Genomic DNA, 18,955 nt, shown 5'->3' with positions numbered 1-18,955 from the left:
GGGCGTCAGATGCGCAACGAGGGACTGGGATCGTGGCCCGCACGCCGGGCCCGCAAGACCCCGCACCGCACCGCCTTGATCCACCGCGACACCACGACCACGTACGCCGAGCTGTACGAGCGCACCCTCCGCCTCGCCCACGCCCTGCGCGCCCGGGGCGTCCGGCGCGGCGACCGGATCTCCTACCTCGGCCCCAACCACCCGTCCTACCTGGAGACTCTGTTCGCCGCGGGCGTCCTCGGCGCGGTGTTCGTCCCGCTCAACACCCGCCTCGCCGGCCCCGAGATCGCCTACCAGCTCGCCGACTCCGGCGCCAGGGCGCTCGTCCACGGCCCGTCGCACGCCGGACTCGTCGCCGGGCTGCCGGACAGTACGGACGTGCGGACGTCCATCGAAGTGGGCGCCGAATACGAGGACGCGGTCGCCGGGGCCCCGGACGGGCCGATCGACGAGCCGGTCACCGCCGACGACATCTGCATCATCATGTACACCTCGGGGACGACCGGCCGCCCCAAGGGCGCGATGCTCACCCACGGCAACCTGATCTGGAACACCGTCAACGTCCTCGTCGACACCGACCTGACCGCCGGCGAACGCGCCCTGGTCTCCGCGCCGTTGTTCCATACGGCCGGACTGAACATGCTCACCCTGCCGGTGCTGCTCAAGGGCGGCACCTGCGTCCTGGCCGAGGCCTTCGACCCCGATGCCACCCTCGACCTGATCGAACGGCACCGGATCACCTTCATGTTCGGGGTGCCGACGATGTTCGACCAGGTGGCGCGGCGGCCGCGCTGGGCGGACGCGGACCTGTCCAGTCTGCGGATCCTCAACTGCGGCGGTTCCCCGGTGCCGACACCGCTGATCGCCCGCTACCAGGAGCGCGGACTCACCTTCCTCCAGGGGTACGGCATGACCGAGGCGGCGCCCGGGACGCTGATCCTGGACGCCGAGCACGCGGCCGCCAAGGCGGGTTCGGCCGGTGTGCCGCACTTCTTCAGCGACGTACGGGTCGTGGGGCCGGACCTCACACCGGTCGGCGTCGGCGAGACCGGCGAGGTCGTCGTGCGCGGGCCGCACGTCATGCCCGGCTACTGGGGGCTGCCCGAGGAGACGGCCGCCTCCTTCACGGACGGCTGGTTCCGCACCGGGGACGCGGCCCGCGTCGACGAGGACGGCTACGTCCGCATCGTCGACCGCATCAAGGACGTGATCATCTCCGGTGGGGAGAACATCTACCCCGCCGAGATCGAGGACCTGCTCCTGGCCCACCCGGACATCGCCGAATGCGCCGTCATCGGCGTACCGGACGACACCTGGGGCGAGGTGCCCCGCGCGGTCGTCGTGCCCCGCGAGGGCGCCGCACCCGACCCGGACGAGGTGCTCGCCTCCCTGGCCGGACGCCTCGCCAAGTACAAGATCCCCAAATCGGTGGTGGTCGCGGACGAACTCCCGCGCACCGCCTCCGGAAAGCTCCTCAAAGCCCGGGTGCGCCAGCGCCACGGCTCCGACTCCCCGTCAAGGAACGCCATATGAGCATCACCGTCAACGGCCTCGACGCACTCAGGAAGCTCGCCGGCAGCGACCTGGGCACCAGCGAGTGGATCGAGATCACCCAGGAACGCATCGATACCTTCGCCGACGCGACCGGCGACCACCAGTGGATCCACGTGGACCCCGAACGCGCCGGGGACGGTCCGTTCGGTGCCACCATCGCGCACGGCCACCTCACCCTCTCCCTCTTCATCCCCCTGTTCACCGGCCTCCTGGACGTCCATGGCGTCACGACGAAGGTCAACTACGGCCTGAACAAGGTGCGTTTCCCCGCACCGGTGCGGTCCGGCTCGCGCATCCGGCTGGCAGGGCGACTGGCGGAGGTCGAGGACGTGCCCGGCGGCGTACAGATCACGGTCGACGGCACGATCGAGATCGAGGGCGGGGACAAGCCCGCCGCCGTACTGCAGAGCCTGTCCCGCTTCTACGCCTGACGTCTTCTACGCCTGACGTCGCGCCTCACTCCTCCGCGACGCGCTCCTCGAGGAGGGCGATCTTGCCGTCCAGGAGACCCGGCAGTTCGGGCCAAATATCGATCTTGATGCTGGCCTGGACCCGGGGCGCCTTGTCGGCAACGGCCTCGGTCGCGCGCTTGATCACGTCCATGACCTCGTCCCATTCCCCCTCGATCAGGGTGTACATGGAGTCGGACCGGGTCGGCAGACCGGATTCCCGGATGATCCGCACGGCGTCGGCGACATACTCGGCGACGCCCGCCTCGACTCCCATGGGGGTCAGCGCAAAGGCAACGAGCACGGTTCTTCTTCCTTTCGTGGGAATGAGTCTTTCGTGGGAACGCGTGGGAACGCGCCGGCAGTTCAGACGGCGCCGAGCGACGTCCGGTAATCGCGTACGGCCGGTGAGCCGTACGCTTCCGCGACCCGGAGCAGATGGCCGATCTCGTCGGCGAGGTCGTTGGCGTCCGGCCCGGAGAGATCGGCCGACTGGGACTGCGGGACCATGCCGTCCCGCTGCGCCTGCAGGGCAGCCGTCAGCCAGCAGGCGGTGACGTGGGCCTCGTCCAGGTGCGCGGGGACGGCCCGGTCCGCGGCATGCCGCCGGGCCAGCTCGAGCGCACCCGGCGTGACATAGTTCCGCAGCACGATCATCGCGTCCCTGATCTCGATCACCCGCCGGTACAGGCGCAGTTGGAGCGGGATCGCGAGGCCGCTGAGGTGCCGGCCGGGAGCGAGGATGACATCGGGGTTGGCCCGGGTCAGGTCATGCCACAGGGGCGCGAGCTCCCGGTACGACCTGCTGTCCCGCCGCCGCTCGCGCACCTGGGTCACGACGGGCAGCGCCACGCCCACCGCCATGAACAGGGCCTCGATGCCGGTGACGGGCGAGAACAGCGGGGCGATGGAGTCCGAACGGGTCTGCAGATAGACGAGCTTGAGGATCCACAGCACGTCCGCCAGCAGCATCCCGGTGCCGAACAGCCGCAGCCCGTACCGCAGCAGCCGGGGCGTGTCGTGCCGCCCGTACGTCCAGCACACGAGCCCGCACGTGGTGTCCGCGACGAGGTGGAAGGAGAAGAACGTCCACCAGTAGGAGTCCGGGACGCTCGGAACGTCCGCCGAGGCGGCGATGGCGTTGCGGGCGTGCGGGGGAGCGTAGTGGTCCAGCAGCACCAGAGCGGTCACGACCGCGAAGGCGGCGCCGAACACCAACGCGGTGTGACGGGGCCGCCCCGCCGCCCCGAAGATGAACCAGAGCACCGCCGAGGCATCGATGATGCCGAAGAGATGCGTCGTCATGTCGACCCAGTGCGCGTCCGGGGCCACATGCGCCAGGACGTCGGTGACGGGCTCGAGGTGCGTCGACATCGCGAGGGAGATCATGACGATCGCGAACCACAGGGGCCGCTGCTCCCGTTCGCGGATGCCCTGCGGAGCCCGGGCCAGCGCCACCACCCACAGCGCGGTGATGCCGGCCGTCTCTATCCACGTCGGCACGACGCCCCCGCATGCCGCGCCGTGCGCAGCCCCATGGCGGACTCCAGACCGCCCAGCATGCCGGAGAGCAGCGTCGGCGCGGGAACGCGCCCCGCGGCCTCCAGGATGAGGGTGGCGATCATCTCCGCCTCCTGCTCCTGCTCGTCGGAGTACTGGATCCGGGGCAGCACATGCCGCACCGACTCGGGACTGGCGATGTCGACGTGCCGGTACAGGCTCTGATCGCCTCCGGCCGGCCGGTGTTCGCACACCATGTGGCCGATCTCGTGCACGATGATGTGCTCCTGGTGCAGATGACTGGTCCGCCCGTCGTAGAAGATGTAGTCCCCGCGCTCGGCGACCAGCCACATGCCCGACGGTGTGCCGGGCACGGTCGGTGTCGGCAGGGGGAGCAGATGCAGCGGGCGGTCCCGCTGCGCCTCGAGACGGTCGCACAACTCCCGTGCGGAAAACGGCTCGGGGAGGGTGATCCCGTCGATCACCTTCTGACATTGGCGGCGCAGACGCCTCCAGTGCATCTTCGTCGGTTCTCCAGCACTCGTGGGGGAAGCCGGGGGAGAGGGGCAGACCACCAGGTAGTCGGCGTGCATCACATCACCGTCCCCGACTCATGTGCGCGGCGGAGCCTGGCGGTTGGTCGCTCCCTGTTCCAGGTCGCGTATCTGCCGGATCATGTCGGCGGCCATGCGCTTGCCCTCGGGGGACAGGGCCGCGAGGTCGCCCCGCAGATACACCGCGCTCACACCCGCCTCGGCCATGGACTGGTCCAGCTCGCGGCGGGCCGACACCTCCTCGTTCGTCTCGCCCGCCCCGGTCGCGGGCGCGCCCTCGTCCGTGAAGAAGGCCAGAGGAACGCCGAAGTATGTGGACAGCGAGCAGAGTTGACGCAATGACGGGTCATCGCGCTCGCCACGGTGCAGCGCGCGCAGGAAGGCGCCGGACAACGGCTCGCCCGACCGCGCCGTGATCTCCGCAGCCAGCGGTGCGTAGGACGCCGCGTCACCGAACTCCGCGGCACGCGGCCCGAGCAGCTGGTCGATCCTCTTCGCCAGCGGGAACCGGCCCGCCTTGGGGAGGGCCTGGCAGCCGTGCTCCTCGGCGGCGTTGGCGGTGGGCCGGTCGTGGAAATAGGCCGCGGGAACCCCGAAGTAGTCGGCCAGCGCCTCGATATGACGTTTGGTCGGATTGTCCCGCTTCCCCTTGCGTAACTGCCAGATGTAGTTGCCGGAGATCACGGGCTCGCCGGCCCTGATGTTGATCGCCGCGGCCACGTCATTGGTGGACAACTGCCTGCCCTGCTCACGGCTCCGCACGCGGATCAGGTGATCCAACTTCTCGGCCAGCCCCGTCGGACTTCTGCCATCACTCCCCATCGCGCACCGCTCCCCTCGCCGTCCTGACCGTGAGACAACCACTGTAGTGGAACGCCAACACGTCGAGCAGCTGTCCGGTTGCGGCCTGTTCACACGTGTCTCAATGCCCTAATCTCACGCATGAGTCAATGACTCATGCGTGAGTTCGGCTTCTTCGGAGTTGTCGGAAGGGGGACATCGGATTGACACTCCACCAGCACGCCATCACGCCCCGCCCACCACTGGACTCCTGGCAGTGTGCCGATGCCGATCCGGTTTTCTCGGCACAGCAGTTGGCCCGTCTGATCGCGGACACGCTCACCGCCATGCTTCCCGAGGCCGCGTACCTCGTCCTCGCCCGCGACGAAGGCGATGAGCTGCACCTGCACAGCCTGTTGAGCGCCCAGGGCTTCCTGCTCTGGGACTTCGTCCGCCACGACGACCCGCTGCCGGCCCTGCCGAAGAACAGCCCGCTGCACGGCCGGTGGCACGACCACGACCCACGCCGGGGCGCGACGATCCTCGGCATCCTGCGGGATCTGCGCCGGCGCGGCATGACCTTCGACCACCTGCCCGAGCAGCTGGCCGACAACGAGATCCCGCCCTGCGCACCCTGCCTGCTGCTCTCCCCGACGGCCCGCCCGGCGCGGTCGCACTGGGACCTCTCGGGAGCCGCCGCCGCACGCCGCCTGCGCCCGTATCCCGACGTCGCCCGGTTCACCGCGCGGCGCTGGCAGGCGGAGCCGGCACCCGCGCCGATTCCCGTGATGTCGGCACCGTAGGACAACCGGCCCCGCGTGCGACTGCCGCGGGGCCGCCTTCTAGGGTGCGGGCATGAGCCCGCAGACCTACCTTTCCGACCTGTTCTCCCTCGAGGGCCGCACCGCCCTGGTGACCGGCGGCAGTTCCGGCATCGGCCGGGCCATCGCCGAGGCACTCGCGCGTGCCGGCGCGAGCGTCGTGATCGTGGCACGCAGGGAGGAGGAGCTGGCCGGCACGGTGGCCGCGCTGGAGGCCGACGGATGCCGGGCGGCCTGGGTGAGCGCCGACCTGGGCACCCGCGAAGGAGTGCGCGCCGCGGCCGAGCAGGCGGCCGCGGCGTTCGGGGAACCCGACATCCTCGTGAACTCCGCCGGGATCAACCTGCGGCCGCCGCTGGGCGAACTGGGCGAGGACGTATGGGACACCACCATGGCGGTGAACCTGGAGGCGCCCTTCCTGCTCGGGCAGCGGTTCGGCCCCGGCATGGCCGAGCGCGGCTTCGGACGCATCATCCACATCACCTCCCAGCAGGCCCACCGGGCGTTCGTCCAGAGCGGCGCCTACGGCGTCTCCAAGGGCGCGCTCGAATCACTGGCCCGCTCCCAGGCCGAGGCGTGGTCGCCGCACGGGGTCACCTGCAACACGCTCGTGCCCGGCTTCGTGATGACGCCGCTCAACGAACGGCTGTCGTCCGACCCCGAGAAGGTTAAGGCACTGGCCGCACGCACCCTGACCGGACGCAACGGCCTGGCCGAGGACTTCGCCGGAGCGGCGGTGTTCCTGGCGAGCCGTGCGTCCGCCTACGTCACCGGCCAGTCGCTCTTCGTCGACGGAGGATTCTCCGTCCACTAGCCCAACGGCTTCTCCAGCAGCGCCACGTCCCAGAAGGTGCCGAACTTCCGCCCCACCTGCTGCTGCACGCCCGCCGTACGGAAGCCGAACCGCTCGTGCAGCCGCATGGAGGCCGCGTTGGGCTGGGTGATGCCCGCGTACGCACGATGGACGTCCTCGGTGGCCAGCTCCTCGAAGAGCGAGGAGTAGAGCAGGCCGCCGAGGCCGCGTCCGGTGTGCCCGGGAGTCAGATAGACGCTGGTCTCCACCGAGGTCTCGTAGGCCTGCTTGTCGCGGAAGGGCCCGCTCGACGCATAACCGATCACCCGGCCCGCCTCCTCCGCGACCAGCAGCCGGTGCCGGCCCGCGGCCGGGTGGGCCTCGAGCCAGGCACGGCGCTCCTCGGTCCGGAAGGGCGCGATGTCGAAGGTGATCGGGGTGTGGACCACGTAGTGGTTGTAGATCTCGGTGAGCTCGTCGAGATCACCGGCCGCCGCCGGGCGGATCCGTATGGCCGTACTGCTGCTGTGCATCTGTGCTCCCTTCCGGCGCGGGAGGCTAACCGAGGACTGTTACGCGAACGTTTCGGCCCGTTACGCCCGCTGGGCGTGTATCGAGCCGTGATCAATCCGCGGATTCGCCTGCGTGGCGACGCATGGTCCGGTGGATCGTCTGGCATGGCACGTGTAAATCGCTTATGGAGAACAGGAGTTCATCGATTCGCCCTCGTAAATGGCCCGATTCTCCGTAACCCGGCTGACACAGGCTCGCCACTGCGACAGGATGTCTGTTTGCCGTACTGGTGAGTGAAAGGCAGTCCGCATGCCGCACCCTGCACCGCGACCGACTCCCGAGTCGACCGACCTGCTCACCGCGGAACTGGTGGTGGACATGGCCGCCCCCGTGGCGCCGGCCATCTCGCCGGACGGCAGCCTGGTCGCCTACGGCGTGGTCGCGAACAGCGGAAGGAACGGACGTCCGCACAGCTCTGTCTGGGTCGCCGCCGCCGATGGCAGCGCGGCCCCGCGCAGGCTGACCGACGGCACGGCCCGCGACGCCGCCCCGAAGTGGGCGCCGGACTCGGCTGTTCTGTTTTTCACCTCCGACCGCGAGGAGCGGGGCACCGCTCAACTCCAGCGGATCCTCCTGGACGGCAGCGAGGACATCGCCGAGGCAGAGTCCCTGACCAGGTGGCGCCAGGGCATCGGCGACCACTACCCGCTCGCCGACGGCCGCACCGTCGCGCTGCTCGCCGAGGACGAGCCCACCGCGGAGGACGAACGCCGGGAGGCCGAGGGTGACGACGCGAAGGTCTGGGGCCGGCACCTCCCGGTCGCCCGGCTGCGCCTGCTCGACCTGGCGACCGGCGTGGTCCGCACCGTGGACGGCCTCGGAGACCGCCATGTCGTGGAGGTGACCCAGCGTCCGGACGGCGGCCCGCTGGCCGTGCTGAGCTGGGCCACCCCCGAGCTCGACCCCGGCGTCACGACGGCAGGACTGCATCTGGTCGCCCCGGAGACGGGAGCCGTCCAGGACCTGGGCCCAGTCGGAGTCGAGGCCCAGTCCCCGATCTGGTGGAATCACGACGGCGAATGGCATCTGGCCCACCTGGCGCTGGCCCCTGGGCACTTGGCAGGCGCGCTCGCCGTGATCGACACGGTCACGCCGGCGACCGGCCCGACCGTCGAACAGCACCATCTCACGGTCGGCATGTCCGCCTGCCCCACCGAGCTGGCGCAGGTCGCCGACGGGCCGCCGCTGGCGCTGTTCGCCGACGGGCTGGATACCGCGCTGTACCGGCTCGATCCGCAGTCGCTACGGTTCCACCGATTGTCCTGCGCACCCGGCACACTCGCCGGGCTCACCGCGAGTCACTCCGGAGAGACCCTCGCTGTGCTGATGAGCACCGCGCGCGAGCCCAGGAACGTCCACGCGGGACCCACGGGCGGGCCACTGCTCCGGCTCAGCGACACCAGTCCCGAACTGCGCAGGATCCGCTGGGGTGTCCAGGAACGGCTCAGCTACCAGGCGTCCGACGGACTCCAGCTGGACGGCCTGCTGATCCTGCCCGCCGGCCGGACTCGGGACGAGGGCCCATTCCCGCTCGTCACCATGGTCCACGGCGGCCCTTACTTCCGCCATGCCGACGAGTTCACGCTCACTGTGGTCGACTGCGGCCAGTGGCTGGCGGCCGCCGGATACGCGGTCTTCCTGCCCAATCCCCGGGGCGGGTCGGGCCACGGCCATGAATTCGCCGCCGTGGTGGCGGGCGCGGTGGGCGGCGACGAGTGGACCGACATCCTCGCCGGGATCGACCTGCTGGTCGCCGGGGGAGTCGCCGATCCCGAACGCCTGGGCATCTCCGGCTGGAGCCACGGTGGCTTCATGGCCGCCTGGGCCATCGGCCAGACCGAGCGGTTCAAGGCCGCCATGATGGGCGCCGGCATCAGCGACTGGGGCATGCAGGCCGGGACCGGCGAGTGGGGAATCGTGGACGCGGCGCTCGGCGGCAGCACCGGCTGGAACGGGCCGGGACCGCACATCCACGACCGGAACAGCCCGATCTCCTACGTGTCCCGGATCCGCACCCCGGTCCTGATCCTGCACGGCGAGCAGGACACCAACGTCCCACTCGGCCAGGCGGTCCACTTCCATCGCGCACTGCGCCACTTCGGCGTCGAGCACGAGTTCGTCGTCTACCCCCGAGAGGGCCACGGGCTTCACGAGCGCGCCCACCAACTCGACGCCCTCCGGCGTATCCGCGCCTGGTATGACCGCTGGCTGTAGGCCCGCCCATGCCTCGCCATGCCTTGAGCTTGTTGATCAGGCGCTCGACGGTGTTCCTCTCCTTGTAGAGGTCGGCGTCTTGAAGCGCCAGATCACACCTTCGAACTGCTGCCACAGCCGCCCGGGATACGGGCCGTACCCGCCGACCGGCAAGTACGGCCCGATGAACCCCTAGTCGACGACCTTCGCCGGGCAGAGCCGCTTCGCCTTGCCGTCCCCCTTCAGCTTCGCGTCCACGCACCCGCCCGGCAGGCCGTCGTGCGACGCGCTCCCGAAGTTGGCGGTGACGGTCAGCTTCCCGTTGCCGAAGACGGTCTGCTGCACCATGCGGTCCTTGGACAGCCAGCGGAAGGACGTCATCTCCTCGGTGCCCGCGGCCTGGTGCAGAGGAGCGAAGTACTTCTGGAGCGCGGCCAGTTCGCGGACGTTCTGATCCGCCCGCTTGTCCTTGTCGCTCAGCACGAAATTGAGCGGGGTGTTGTAGAGCATCGCCAGGAGCGCACGGTTCGTCTTCTGCTCCGGCAGCTTGCCGAAGGGCAGTTCCCAGCGTTCCGCGTTGACCAGCGAACCGTGCAGCGCGGTCTCGTAGAGCGGAACCCGGTAGGCGGGGTCGTACATGGCCTTCAACGTCTGGGCGACCTCGGCCTGGTGCTCCGGCTTGAAGTCGGCCGTCCTGACCGGCTTGAAGAACATGTCCGGCGCCCCCGCGGGGCCCCAGCCGCCCCATGCCGTGTCGTTCTTCGGGTCGCTCTTCTTGATGCCGATGTGACCGTTCTCGATGCCCCACAGCCGCCCGTCGACCGGAGTCGCCGCACCGTGGTCGAAGGCGAGCACGCCATTGGCCCATGAGGCGGCGGACTCGGAACCGAGGACGAGGGGCTTGCGGGACGCACCGTTGTACGAACCGTCGGCCAGGCGCTTCATCCGGGCGAGCCGGTTCGTGCGGTCCTTGTCCATCGTCATCGGGTGCTTCGGGTCGAAGTCACGGAAGAGCTCGCCGGCCGAGTCCACGTCCAGGAAGTAGCTGTTGGAACCGTTCGCCACCAACGAGCGCGTACGGTTCGCCAGATGGTGCGCGCTCGGCTCGGCCTGTTCGAAGGCCTGTGAGCTGAGGTAGCAGCCGTGCCCGCCGAAGCCGGTCTCGGCGCTCCCGTCGGCGCGCTGCACACAGAACTGCGGGTAAACCCCCTTCGGCCACACGGAGTTGGGGGAGGTGTCCGGAGTCTTCTCCTGGCCGTTGGCGAACGAGTCGTACGGGCCCACGAGATACCCGGCCTTCTCGGCCGCCGTCACATCCCCGGCCTTCATCGGCTGGTCGTCGGAGTCGTACCCGAGCCACAGGCGCGAGATACCGAGCTTCTTGAGCCGCTCGATACTCGAGGCCCGGCGGGCGCCGCCCCACGCGTAGGCGTGGAACGCGCCCAGGAGCTTCTCCGTCTCCGGATTCTCCTTGATCTTCCGCTTCAGACTGCCCAACTGGCCATGCTCGGACAGCCAGTTGCGGTAGTCGACCGCCGGCGCGACCGGCGAACCGTCGGTCAGCGCGAACGTGACGGTGTAGGTACGCGTACCGTTGCCGCCGGAGAACGTGTGCGTGGCCGTCGCACGCAGACGGCCGCCCTCGGAGGCGAAGCGCAGCGACGTGTCGGTGTCCGTCGGCGTGATGTAGCTGACGCCCCGCCCGCCGCCGAGCGAGTAGCCCCACATCGGCATGGACAGCTCCGAGCCCAGGGCGGCCTCGCTGCCCGCGAGCCCCGCCTCGGGCCCGTTCCAGAAGGCGTCGTCCACAGGGACCGACAGCCCCTCGCCCCGCGGGAACTGCAGCGCGGACGCACCCGGATCGGTGCCCGTGACCGGCCACGCCAGCGACGCGTCACGGCCGGAGGTGACCGTGACACGCAGCCGCCCGCGCTCGGCACGGGCCTCGACGGCCAGACCCGTGCCCGGATACGTCCACCGGGCCCCGTCCGCGGTCCGGGTCACGCCGCCCGGCTTGCCGGGGGAGCGGTCGGCGGGATCCGACATCCGGATCCGCCGCCCGTCGGCGGTGCGCCCGTCGACGCCCAGGGTGGCGGTGTCGATCGTCGCGGTGCCGCCCGCGACGGGGACCTCGACACGTCCGTCATGGATCCGTACGGCTGCCGGGGAGGCGACGGAGGCACTGGCCGGGGCAGCGGTGGCCGTGGCGGACAGGGCGGTCGCGATGGCGAGCACGAGCAGGGAGTACCGGCTCGCGCGGGAAGAATTCCCGGTACGTGAATGCATGATCAAGTGATAGAGGGCGGCCTTAAGAGAGTTCTAAGAGTTCTGAGAGAAGGCCACCCCCTGCCCCGTCAGGCCGGTGAACACCCGGCGGGAAAACGCAGCCGGAACAGCGCACCCCCGCCCTCCGGCCGCTCCGCGGTGAGCTCGGCACCATGGGCACGGGCGATCTGGCGCGCCATCGCGAGACCGAGGCCGGAGCCGGGCAGGGCACGGGCCTGGCGGGAACGGTAGAAGCGGTCGAAGACATGGGGCAGGTCCTCGGCGGCGATGCCCGGGCCGTGGTCGCGCACCGTGAGATCCGCGAAGTCCCGCGTACACACCAGCCGGACCTCCACCAGCGAGCCCGCGGGACTGAACTTGGCCGCGTTGTCGAGCAGGTTGGACAGCAGCCGGGCCAGCCGCGCCGGCACACCGGTGACCGTGACACCATCCGCCGTGTCGGCGCTGAACACGATGCCCGGCCAGTGGCCGCGCGCCTGCTCCACACAGCGCTCCGCCAGCGGACCGAGCCGCACCTGCTCGACGAGCTGCTGCGGCTCCTCGTCCCGCGCGAGCTCGATCAGGTCGTTGACCATCCCCGTCACCTCGCGCAGCTGGCGGCCCAGCGCGGCGGACGCCCGGTCCCGCTGCGCGGGCGACAACCGGTCGGCGCGCGCGAGGAGTTCGGCATTGGTCCGCAGCGCCGTGAGCGGAGTGCGCAGCTCGTGCGAGGCGTCGGCGACCAGCCGGCGCTGGGCGGCGACGGCCTCCTCCAACTCGCCGAGCATCGTGTTGAAACTGGCCGTGAGCCGGGTGATCTCGTCCTCGCGACGCTCGTCACCGGGAGGCAGCTCGATGCGGTGGGCGGGGTCCCGGGTGGCGGCGATGCGTTCCGCGGTGGCCGTGAGCCGGGTGACAGGACGCAGAGACGTACGCGAAGCGACGTAGCCGAGCCCCGCGGCGAGCAGGACCCCGGCGCCGCCGACCGCGGTCAGCAGCAGCCCCGCCTGCTCCACGCCCCGGTCCACCGTGTCGGACCGGGTCGCCATCTGGAGCGCCCGGTCGCCGCCGATCGGCATCGTGTACATCCGCATGTCCCGGCCGCGCAGGCTGATGTCGCTGTAGTACGCGCCGAGCGTGCCGGCCGCGACCCGGCGCGTGGCACCGGTGACCGGAAGCACCAGGTCCTTCTGGCCCGGCGCGGCGGGATCGGCCGGCACGACCTGCGCACAGGCCGGGGATACGAGCCAGGAGCACTCCCCGTACAGCACACCGCTGCGCGTCTGGCGGGTCTGCTGGACGGCCAGCCCCGCCTGCTGCCTGAGCTGGATGTCGAGCTGCCGCCCGAGTTCGTAGCGGATGACGACGTACGCGGCCGCGAGCGCGCCCAGCGCGACCACGGCCACGGCCGCCGAGGTGATGAGGGCGAGCCTCGTCCGCAGCGGCCACAGGCCCACGAACCCCCGCCGCCGGGGACTCACTGCTCCGCCAGCCGGTAGCCGACGCCGTGCACGGTGTGCAGGAGCCGTGACGCCCCGCCCGCCTCGAGCTTGCGGCGCAGATAACCGACGTACACGGCAAGGGAGTTGGACTCCGGACCGAAGTCCGCCCCCCAGACCCGTTCCTGGATCGTCTCGCGCGGCAGTACCTGGCCCGGGTTGCGCAGGAACAGCTCCAGCAGCGTGCACTCCGTCCGCGTGAACTCCAGCGGCACCCCGCCCCGTTCGCCGGTCCGCGTGGCGGGATCGACCCACAGGTCGGCGAAGGCCAGCCGCTCGTCCGCGGGCCCGGCGGGCGCCGCACGCCGCAGCAGGGCCCGCACCCGGGCCAGGAGCTCGTCCAGGGAGAAGGGCTTGACCAGATAGTCGTCCGCCCCGGCGTCGAGCCCCGCCACCCGGTCCGAGACGGAATCGCGGGCGGTGAGCACCAGGACGGGCGTCCGGTCACCGGCCTCGCGCAGATGCCGGCAGACGGCCAGTCCGTCGAGGACGGGCATGGCGATATCCAGGACGATCACGGCCGGCGGCACCGCCGCGATCTCCGACAGGGCCGCGAGGCCGTCGGCCGCGGAGCGCACGGCGTAGCCCTCGAGACACAGACCGTCGACGACGGCCGCCCGGACCTCGGGGTCGTCGTCCACCACGAGCACGGACGTCTCCGGGGGCGCAGGTGTGGCCGGCACGGACGGAACCTCTTCCTTCGGGAACACTTTTCCGGAACCCACCCTCGCAGATCGGCCTCCGGACCCCGCACCCGCGTGGCGCAAACCGACCCGTGCCGCGCACCGGACCTGGCATGCTGAGCCGCGATCATCCGGCCCAGGCGCATGGAGGCGGTCCCGTGGACGAGACGGAAGGGCGGCGCAGCGCCGCACTGGTCATCGACGAGGCACTGGGGTTCCTCTATCCCGCCGCACTGCGCGCGGCAGCGGCCTCCGGAGTGGCGGACCACCTGGCCGACGGGCCCCGCACCCCCGCCGAGCTGGCGGCGGCCACGGGCACCGACGAGCGGAACCTCTACCGCGTCCTGCGACTGCTGGCCACCCGCGGGCTGTTCGAGGAGGACAGCACCGGCCGGTTCCGGCTGACACCCGCCGGCGACGCCCTGCGCACCGACGCACCCGTCTCGGCACGGTCCGCGGTCATGATGATCACGGACCGGACGATGTGGCTGCCGGCCGGCGAAATGGCCGGGTGCCTCACCGACGGCACCTCGGTGTTCGACCGGGTCTTCGGCATGCCCTTCTTCGACTGGTTCGCCCAGGACGCACGGACCGCCGCCGTCTTCCACGACGGCATGGCCGCCATGTCCGACGCGGAGAACCAGCCCATCGCCGACCACTGCGCCTTCCCGGAACAGGGCACTGTCATCGACGTCGGCGGCGGTCACGGCGGCTTCCTGCTGGCCGCACTGCGCGGCCGCCCCGGCCTGCGGGGCGTGCTCTACGACCGGTCGCACGTGCTCGCGGGCCACCGCCTCGACACGGAGGAGACCGCGGGGCGCTGGACGCTCGAGGAGGGCGACTTCTTCGCCTCGGCCCCGACCGGGGACGTCTACCTGCTCAAGCGCATCCTGCACGATTGGGACGACGACCAGTGCGTCGGCATCCTGGCCAACTGCCGCCGGGCGATGGCACCGGGCGGGCGGGTCCTCGTCGTCGACGCGGTCATCCCGCCCGGCAACACCCCGCACCAGGGCAAGACGCTGGACCTGATGATGATGGCGTCACTCGTCGGCCGCGAACGCACGGAGGAGGACTTCGCCCGGCTGTTCCGCGCGGCCGGCCTCCGGCTCGACCGGGTCGTCCCCACCCCCACCGTCCTGTCGGTCGTCGAGGGCGTCGCCGCCGACGCACCGGCCGTCACCGGCTGAGCGGGCGCGGACGGTATGCCCGCCGGGTGGCAGCGGCTCTCCCGCACGACGACCCGCCTCACCCCCGCGCTCCGGATGCACGAGGACCGCGTGACGCAACCGGACGGGGCGGAGGGCACGTTCCGCGTGCTCGAGGTCCCGGACTGCGCCCTCGCGGTCGCGGTGGACGAGCACGACCGGGTCGCCCTGGTCCGGTACACCACCTACGTGCACGGCGAGATGCTCACTCCACCCGGCGGGGCCGTCGAAGCGGGGGAGAGCCCGCTGGAAGCGGCGCGGCGGGAGCTGGCCGAGGAAGCGGGCATCACCGCGACGGAGTGGAAGAAGCTCGGCGCGGTCGCGCTGATGACCAACACCACCAGCCGCCTGCACATGTACGCCGCCTCCGGACTCACCGTCGGACAACAACGGCTCACGGGCACGGAGACGGGCATGAAGGTCGAGTGGTGGGATCTGCCCGCCGCACTCGAGGCCGCGACGGACGGCCGCATGCTCCTGTCCGGAGCCGCACTGTCGATCCTGCTCCACGCACGGATGACGAGGACATGAGCAGAAGCATCGCACCACGCATGTGATCGCCGCCTGATGGAGTGGTTTCGCGGAGAAAAGACCCTTCCGGAGTGCTGCGGAGCTGTTAAGACGTCGTCGACCTATCGGCATGTCTCCTGGGGGCAACCATGACCACAGCGACAACTGCGAACTATGTGACCGCTCCTCTGGTGCTGGGGCTCGCACTGACCGCAGCCTTCTCGACGACCGCGTCCGCCGCGACCTACGCGTACCACCCCACGATGGCCCATGCCGTCACGCTCACCGATCCGGACAACGGCCGTACCGTGACCGTGCACCGCGGCGACGTGATCAGCGTCAGACTGACGGCCCTCCGTGAGCACGACGCCAGGTGGGTGTGGAGCGAACCGCAGGCCTCCGCATCCGATCTCCTGCGCCGGGCCGGGGGCGGTACGACACCGAACGGCGACGCCGGCGCGGCCTTCCGCGCGGTCCGGCACGGCCACAGCGCAATCACCGCCGCCCGGCGCTGCGTTGCCGACCCCGGTCACGTGTGCTCCCACGTCGTCGAGCAGTGGAAGGTCACGGTCGACGTCCGGTGACGGCGGCCGGCACCGGACGGCTCACCACACGGGACGAAGCGGGACGTCGTGGTCGCCGTGGACGTGACGGAGGTAGGCACGCAGGTCGTGGCCGAGGGCGGCGAGCCGGTCGGGGCCGATCAGGTCGGTCAGTTCCTGTTCCGCCTCGGCCCAGAGCCGGTCGGCCAGGCGGAGGTAGCCGAGCCCGCGCTCGGTCAGGGCGAGGATGTGCGCCCGTTTGTCGGCGGGATGCGGCCGTCGCTCCACGTACCCCCATTCCCTGAGCTCGGCAACCGCCTTGGAAGCGGCCTGCTTGGTGATCCCCAGGTGGGCCGCGAGGTCCACGGTGGTCGCCTCGGGGCGCGAGGCGAGATAGCGGAAGGTGTAGCCGTGCGCCGGCCTGAGAGGTTCGCGGCCCAGCTCGGCCAGACGGGCATGGAGCCGGTCGTTCATGGCCCGGAAGGCCATCGCCAGCAACAAGGGGACCTGCCCCGGCCGATCGGCATCGCTGTGTTCCGCCGACATCGCGCTCCTCACCCTGCTCAACCCTGCCCATCGGAAATGGTCAACCACATTGACTTTATCGCAGTGGAGCTGCACGCTGATGTCGTCAATCAAGTTGACCATCTCGACGGGAGGGCATCATGCCCCTGGCCGCATTGGCCGATGCGAAGCGCTTCGAGCGTGACGGATTCACCTTCCGCCCACTGGCGGTGCCGTCGCGCGGCAGCACCGAACTGGCCATCTGGGCCTTGGAAGTTGCTCCGGGTGCGAAGAGCGAGGTCCACCAGGTGGACCGCGAAGAGGTCTTCGTCGTCGCGGCCGGCACGATCTCGGCCACGATCGGCGGCGACGAGGTCACCGCGTCCCGCGGCGACGCCGTCATCGTCCCGCCCGACACCCCCTTGCAGCTCCGCAACGACGACCCGCAGAACCCGGCAGCCATGACCGCCGTCACCTCCGCCGGCATGCAAGGGACCGTCGGCGACGCCACGTTCTCCCCGCCCTGGGCTCAGTAGCCCTTCAATCGCGCTGAGCGCAATTCACTAGATCGGGCGTTCCGGTCGCCGCCTGACGGCGCCGGGATGCCGGATCACACGTTCGGTCGCTTGACCCAGCCTTTCTTCACCAACTGATCGCAGTGCCACTTGGCATGGCGCGCGCTCTCCCCGTTCTTCCTGGCGGCATTGACACAGTCCTTGTACGGAAAAGGCGGTTGGCCATTGCGCATGTGCGGCCGCACATGCGTCGCGGGGGCAGCTTGGGCGGCCTCGGACGCGCCGATTCCGCCGATCGCAAGGACCGCGGCCAGGACAACAGTCATCCGACGCACAGCACTTCTCCTCTCCCTGTTCCGGAGCACGGCACTCCGGATGTGCACGAGTCTCAACGAGCCCGGCTGCCACGGGAAACGAACGCCGCGGAGCTGTGCCCCGTAGGGGGCGATACGCGCCGAAACTGGCTCGATCGGGTGAAGAGGCCGGCCCGCAACAGCGCGGCCCACCAGGCTCTAGGCTTCCCGGCCATGGGACAACACCCCCTACCCCGCCCCTGGTCAGACGTCGACGCGAGCGCCAACCCGGCCCGGCTCGTCACCACCCTGCGACGTAGGGCCGACTCTCCCTTCCATACCGCCTACAAACAGAAGCTGCGCTCCCTCCTGCATGCCGGGCCCGGGCGGCGGTTCCTCGACGTGGGCGCCGGAACCGGCGAGACCGCACTCACGCTGGCCGCCGAGACCGGAGCCGAAGTGGTGGCGGCGGACAAGTCGCTGACCATGGCCACCGCGATGCGCGCCGGCGGCGTACGCCGGCCCGTTGTCGCCGACGCGCATCATCTGCCGTTCCGTGACGCGGTGTTCCACGGCGCCTGGGCCGACCTGGTCCTCCAGCACGTGGCCGACCCCGGCCAGGTCATCGACGAGATGCTGCGCGTCGTACGGCCCGGAGGCCGTATCGTGCTCGCCGCCCTCGACTACGGCACACAGGTGCTCGACATCGGCGCTCCCGACCTCGCAACCCGCGTGCTCGGCCTGCGCGTTCAGGCCGACATCCGAGGAGGAGCGCTCGCCCATCAGCAACCGGCCATACTGGCCGACCGCCGCCTGGAGGACATCCGCGCGGAGGGCCGCGCCCTGGTCGTCCGCGACCCGGCAACCGTCGACCACGTCATGGGCATTCGCGACTGGGCCCGCACCGCGGTCTCCGAGGGCCACATCTCGCCGTCGGACGCCACCGACTTCGTCGACTGCTTCGACCACGCTGCCGCGACGGGCCGCTTCACCTATGCCGTGACGTTCTTCCTCACCTCGGCCACCGTGCCCAGGGCACGGTGCGGTTGAGGGCAGCGGCGACGGCGGGCCTGCGCGGGGCGAACCATCGGTACCGCGCGGCCCGTTCGGCTTCGCCACGGCACCCGCCGTCCTGCTGCCTAACTGTACCTACTAGTATGTACAATCAGGTACCGTGAATGGGCCTGACGCCGCATCAGCCGGCTGCGCGGTCGGCCGGCCCCATTCCAACGACCTTGAAAACGACCTTGAAAGGGAGCCACTGCCATGCCGTTTGTCCGCATAGACGCGTTGGGGGCCGACAGCGAGCGCCTCGAAGCGCTCGGCCGCGCCGTGCAGGATGCCTTGACGGAGACGATCGGCGTCCCGCCTGACGACAGGTTCCAGGTCCTGGTCGGCCACGACGGCACCGGCAGCACGCTGCGCTACGACAACTACCTCGGTATACGCCGCGACAACGGCATCGTGTTCATCGCGATCACGATGCGCTCCGGGCGCACCCCCGCACAGAAACAGGCTCTCTACCGCCGCATTGCCGAGCTCGCCCACGAGTACGCGGACACCGAACCGCGGAACGTGCTCATCACCCTGACCGAGAACGAGTCGGTCGACTGGTCTTTCGGCTACGGGGAGGCACAGTACGTCCGCCCCTCCGATGCATGACGGCGGGGCCTCCGTAACAGCTCAGGGGTATCCGGTTCGGTGCTGCTCGCAGGAGAT

21 protein-coding genes are annotated in these 18,955 nt (G+C 70.5%); 11 read left to right on the top strand and 10 right to left on the bottom strand.

Features of this window, described 5'->3' with window-relative positions:
- The first annotated feature begins 9 nt into the window (after positions 1 to 9).
- Positions 10 to 1,533 (top strand): acyl-CoA synthetase, encoded by a 1,524-nt coding sequence (locus ACV530_RS02735; protein ID WP_494330578.1) that lies wholly within the window; start codon positions 10 to 12, stop codon positions 1,531 to 1,533.
- The gene (locus ACV530_RS02730) at positions 1,530 to 1,985 is read left to right on the top strand and encodes a MaoC family dehydratase (protein ID WP_494330577.1); all 456 of its coding nucleotides are present in this window, start codon (positions 1,530 to 1,532) and stop codon (positions 1,983 to 1,985) included. The genes ACV530_RS02735 and ACV530_RS02730 overlap by 4 nt, the downstream gene beginning before the upstream one ends.
- A gap of 25 nt (positions 1,986 to 2,010) precedes the next feature.
- Here ACV530_RS02730 and ACV530_RS02725 read toward each other — a convergent pair whose 3' ends face one another.
- From ACV530_RS02725 to ACV530_RS02710, 4 genes are all read right to left on the bottom strand, one after another.
- Positions 2,011 to 2,307 (bottom strand): MTH1187 family thiamine-binding protein, encoded by a 297-nt coding sequence (locus tag ACV530_RS02725; protein WP_494330576.1) that lies wholly within the window; start codon positions 2,305 to 2,307, stop codon positions 2,011 to 2,013.
- 62 nt (positions 2,308 to 2,369) lie between these two features.
- Positions 2,370 to 3,506 carry an MAB_1171c family putative transporter gene (locus ACV530_RS02720; protein WP_494330575.1) on the bottom strand — a complete coding sequence of 379 codons (1,137 nt, stop codon included), beginning with the start codon at positions 3,504 to 3,506 and terminating at the stop codon, positions 2,370 to 2,372.
- A complete protein-coding gene (locus ACV530_RS02715) occupies positions 3,491 to 4,024 on the bottom strand; it encodes a hypothetical protein (protein ID WP_494330574.1) in 534 nt (177 codons plus the stop codon). Before ACV530_RS02715 ends, ACV530_RS02720 begins: the two co-directional genes overlap by 16 nt.
- Positions 4,025 to 4,114: 90 nt before the next feature.
- Positions 4,115 to 4,819, bottom strand: a complete 705-nt coding sequence (locus ACV530_RS02710) for a helix-turn-helix domain-containing protein (RefSeq protein WP_494330573.1) — start codon at positions 4,817 to 4,819, stop codon at positions 4,115 to 4,117.
- A gap of 242 nt (positions 4,820 to 5,061) precedes the next feature.
- Here ACV530_RS02710 and ACV530_RS02705 point away from each other — a divergent pair, with 242 nt between their 5' ends.
- Entirely contained in the window at positions 5,062 to 5,640 is a 579-nt protein-coding gene (locus ACV530_RS02705) for a hypothetical protein (protein WP_494330572.1), read from the top strand.
- Between the two features lie 52 nt (positions 5,641 to 5,692).
- The gene (locus ACV530_RS02700) at positions 5,693 to 6,472 is read left to right on the top strand and encodes an SDR family NAD(P)-dependent oxidoreductase (RefSeq protein ID WP_494330571.1); all 780 of its coding nucleotides are present in this window, start codon (positions 5,693 to 5,695) and stop codon (positions 6,470 to 6,472) included.
- Here ACV530_RS02700 and ACV530_RS02695 read toward each other — a convergent pair.
- Positions 6,469 to 6,984 (bottom strand): GNAT family N-acetyltransferase, encoded by a 516-nt coding sequence (locus ACV530_RS02695; protein WP_494330570.1) that lies wholly within the window; start codon positions 6,982 to 6,984, stop codon positions 6,469 to 6,471. The genes ACV530_RS02700 and ACV530_RS02695 overlap by 4 nt on opposite strands.
- Before the next feature lie 289 nt (positions 6,985 to 7,273).
- Between ACV530_RS02695 and ACV530_RS02690 the strand changes: the two genes are divergently transcribed.
- Entirely contained in the window at positions 7,274 to 9,238 is a 1,965-nt protein-coding gene (locus ACV530_RS02690) for a S9 family peptidase (RefSeq protein ID WP_494330569.1), read from the top strand.
- A 171-nt stretch (positions 9,239 to 9,409) separates the two neighbouring features.
- Here the strand turns inward: ACV530_RS02690 and ACV530_RS02685 are convergent, their stop codons facing one another.
- The 3 genes from ACV530_RS02685 to ACV530_RS02675 all read right to left on the bottom strand — a co-directional run bounded on the left by ACV530_RS02685 (position 9,410) and on the right by ACV530_RS02675 (position 13,664).
- Positions 9,410 to 11,503: a glycoside hydrolase gene (locus tag ACV530_RS02685; protein ID WP_494330568.1), complete on the bottom strand. Its 2,094-nt coding sequence runs from the start codon at positions 11,501 to 11,503 to the stop codon at positions 9,410 to 9,412.
- A gap of 68 nt (positions 11,504 to 11,571) precedes the next feature.
- The gene (locus ACV530_RS02680) at positions 11,572 to 12,963 is read right to left on the bottom strand and encodes a sensor histidine kinase (protein WP_494330567.1); all 1,392 of its coding nucleotides are present in this window, start codon (positions 12,961 to 12,963) and stop codon (positions 11,572 to 11,574) included.
- Positions 12,960 to 13,664 (bottom strand): response regulator transcription factor, encoded by a 705-nt coding sequence (locus ACV530_RS02675; RefSeq protein WP_494330566.1) that lies wholly within the window; start codon positions 13,662 to 13,664, stop codon positions 12,960 to 12,962. The genes ACV530_RS02680 and ACV530_RS02675 overlap by 4 nt, the downstream gene beginning before the upstream one ends.
- Before the next feature lie 158 nt (positions 13,665 to 13,822).
- Between ACV530_RS02675 and ACV530_RS02670 the strand changes: the two genes are divergently transcribed.
- The 3 genes from ACV530_RS02670 (at position 13,823) to ACV530_RS02660 (ending at position 15,966) form a co-directional block, all read left to right on the top strand.
- Complete coding sequence (locus ACV530_RS02670) at positions 13,823 to 14,854, top strand: methyltransferase (RefSeq protein ID WP_494330565.1); 1,032 nt, start codon at positions 13,823 to 13,825, stop codon at positions 14,852 to 14,854.
- Between the two features lie 15 nt (positions 14,855 to 14,869).
- On the top strand, positions 14,870 to 15,403 hold the full coding sequence (locus ACV530_RS02665; RefSeq protein ID WP_494330564.1) for an NUDIX hydrolase: 534 nt from the start codon (positions 14,870 to 14,872) through the stop codon (positions 15,401 to 15,403).
- 128 nt (positions 15,404 to 15,531) lie between these two features.
- Complete coding sequence (locus tag ACV530_RS02660) at positions 15,532 to 15,966, top strand: hypothetical protein (protein ID WP_494330563.1); 435 nt, start codon at positions 15,532 to 15,534, stop codon at positions 15,964 to 15,966.
- Positions 15,967 to 15,987: 21 nt separating this feature from the next.
- Here the strand turns inward: ACV530_RS02660 and ACV530_RS02655 are convergent, their stop codons facing one another.
- Positions 15,988 to 16,470: a MarR family winged helix-turn-helix transcriptional regulator gene (locus tag ACV530_RS02655; protein ID WP_494330562.1), complete on the bottom strand. Its 483-nt coding sequence runs from the start codon at positions 16,468 to 16,470 to the stop codon at positions 15,988 to 15,990.
- 119 nt (positions 16,471 to 16,589) lie between these two features.
- Between ACV530_RS02655 and ACV530_RS02650 the strand changes: the two genes are divergently transcribed.
- Positions 16,590 to 16,964, top strand: a complete 375-nt coding sequence (locus ACV530_RS02650) for a cupin domain-containing protein (RefSeq protein WP_494330561.1) — start codon at positions 16,590 to 16,592, stop codon at positions 16,962 to 16,964.
- Positions 16,965 to 17,038: 74 nt separating this feature from the next.
- Here the strand turns inward: ACV530_RS02650 and ACV530_RS02645 are convergent, their stop codons facing one another.
- The gene (locus ACV530_RS02645; protein ID WP_494330560.1) at positions 17,039 to 17,269 is read right to left on the bottom strand and encodes a hypothetical protein; all 231 of its coding nucleotides are present in this window, start codon (positions 17,267 to 17,269) and stop codon (positions 17,039 to 17,041) included.
- A gap of 201 nt (positions 17,270 to 17,470) precedes the next feature.
- Between ACV530_RS02645 and ACV530_RS02640 the strand changes: the two genes are divergently transcribed.
- Both ACV530_RS02640 and ACV530_RS02635 read left to right on the top strand, forming a co-directional pair.
- A complete protein-coding gene (locus tag ACV530_RS02640) occupies positions 17,471 to 18,286 on the top strand; it encodes a methyltransferase domain-containing protein (RefSeq protein ID WP_494330559.1) in 816 nt (271 codons plus the stop codon).
- 216 nt (positions 18,287 to 18,502) lie between these two features.
- Positions 18,503 to 18,898: a tautomerase family protein gene (locus tag ACV530_RS02635; RefSeq protein WP_494330558.1), complete on the top strand. Its 396-nt coding sequence runs from the start codon at positions 18,503 to 18,505 to the stop codon at positions 18,896 to 18,898.
- Positions 18,899 to 18,955: the final 57 nt, after the last annotated feature.

Source organism: Streptomyces sp. SX-6 (assembly GCF_059089585.1).
Note: the sequence above shows the minus strand (reverse complement) of the source record. Positions and strands in the feature narration are given on the sequence as shown.

Excerpts from the sequence above, each read along its gene's own strand:
- ACV530_RS02695 (WP_494330570.1), bottom strand. The coding sequence starts at position 6,984 with ATGCACAGCAGCAGTACGGCCATACGGATCCGCCCGGCGGCGGCCGGT.
- ACV530_RS02660 (WP_494330563.1), top strand. The coding sequence starts at position 15,532 with ATGACCACAGCGACAACTGCGAACTATGTGACCGCTCCTCTGGTGCTG.
- ACV530_RS02655 (WP_494330562.1), bottom strand. The coding sequence starts at position 16,470 with ATGTCGGCGGAACACAGCGATGCCGATCGGCCGGGGCAGGTCCCCTTG.
- ACV530_RS02735 (WP_494330578.1), top strand. The coding sequence starts at position 10 with ATGCGCAACGAGGGACTGGGATCGTGGCCCGCACGCCGGGCCCGCAAG.
- ACV530_RS02650 (WP_494330561.1), top strand. The coding sequence starts at position 16,590 with ATGCCCCTGGCCGCATTGGCCGATGCGAAGCGCTTCGAGCGTGACGGA.
- ACV530_RS02640 (WP_494330559.1), top strand. The coding sequence starts at position 17,471 with ATGGGACAACACCCCCTACCCCGCCCCTGGTCAGACGTCGACGCGAGC.
- ACV530_RS02715 (WP_494330574.1), bottom strand. The coding sequence starts at position 4,024 with ATGCACTGGAGGCGTCTGCGCCGCCAATGTCAGAAGGTGATCGACGGG.
- ACV530_RS02665 (WP_494330564.1), top strand. The coding sequence starts at position 14,870 with ATGCCCGCCGGGTGGCAGCGGCTCTCCCGCACGACGACCCGCCTCACC.
- ACV530_RS02730 (WP_494330577.1), top strand. The coding sequence starts at position 1,530 with ATGAGCATCACCGTCAACGGCCTCGACGCACTCAGGAAGCTCGCCGGC.
- ACV530_RS02685 (WP_494330568.1), bottom strand. The coding sequence starts at position 11,503 with ATGCATTCACGTACCGGGAATTCTTCCCGCGCGAGCCGGTACTCCCTG.
- ACV530_RS02690 (WP_494330569.1), top strand. The coding sequence starts at position 7,274 with ATGCCGCACCCTGCACCGCGACCGACTCCCGAGTCGACCGACCTGCTC.
- ACV530_RS02645 (WP_494330560.1), bottom strand. The coding sequence starts at position 17,269 with ATGACTGTTGTCCTGGCCGCGGTCCTTGCGATCGGCGGAATCGGCGCG.
- ACV530_RS02700 (WP_494330571.1), top strand. The coding sequence starts at position 5,693 with ATGAGCCCGCAGACCTACCTTTCCGACCTGTTCTCCCTCGAGGGCCGC.
- ACV530_RS02635 (WP_494330558.1), top strand. The coding sequence starts at position 18,503 with ATGCCGTTTGTCCGCATAGACGCGTTGGGGGCCGACAGCGAGCGCCTC.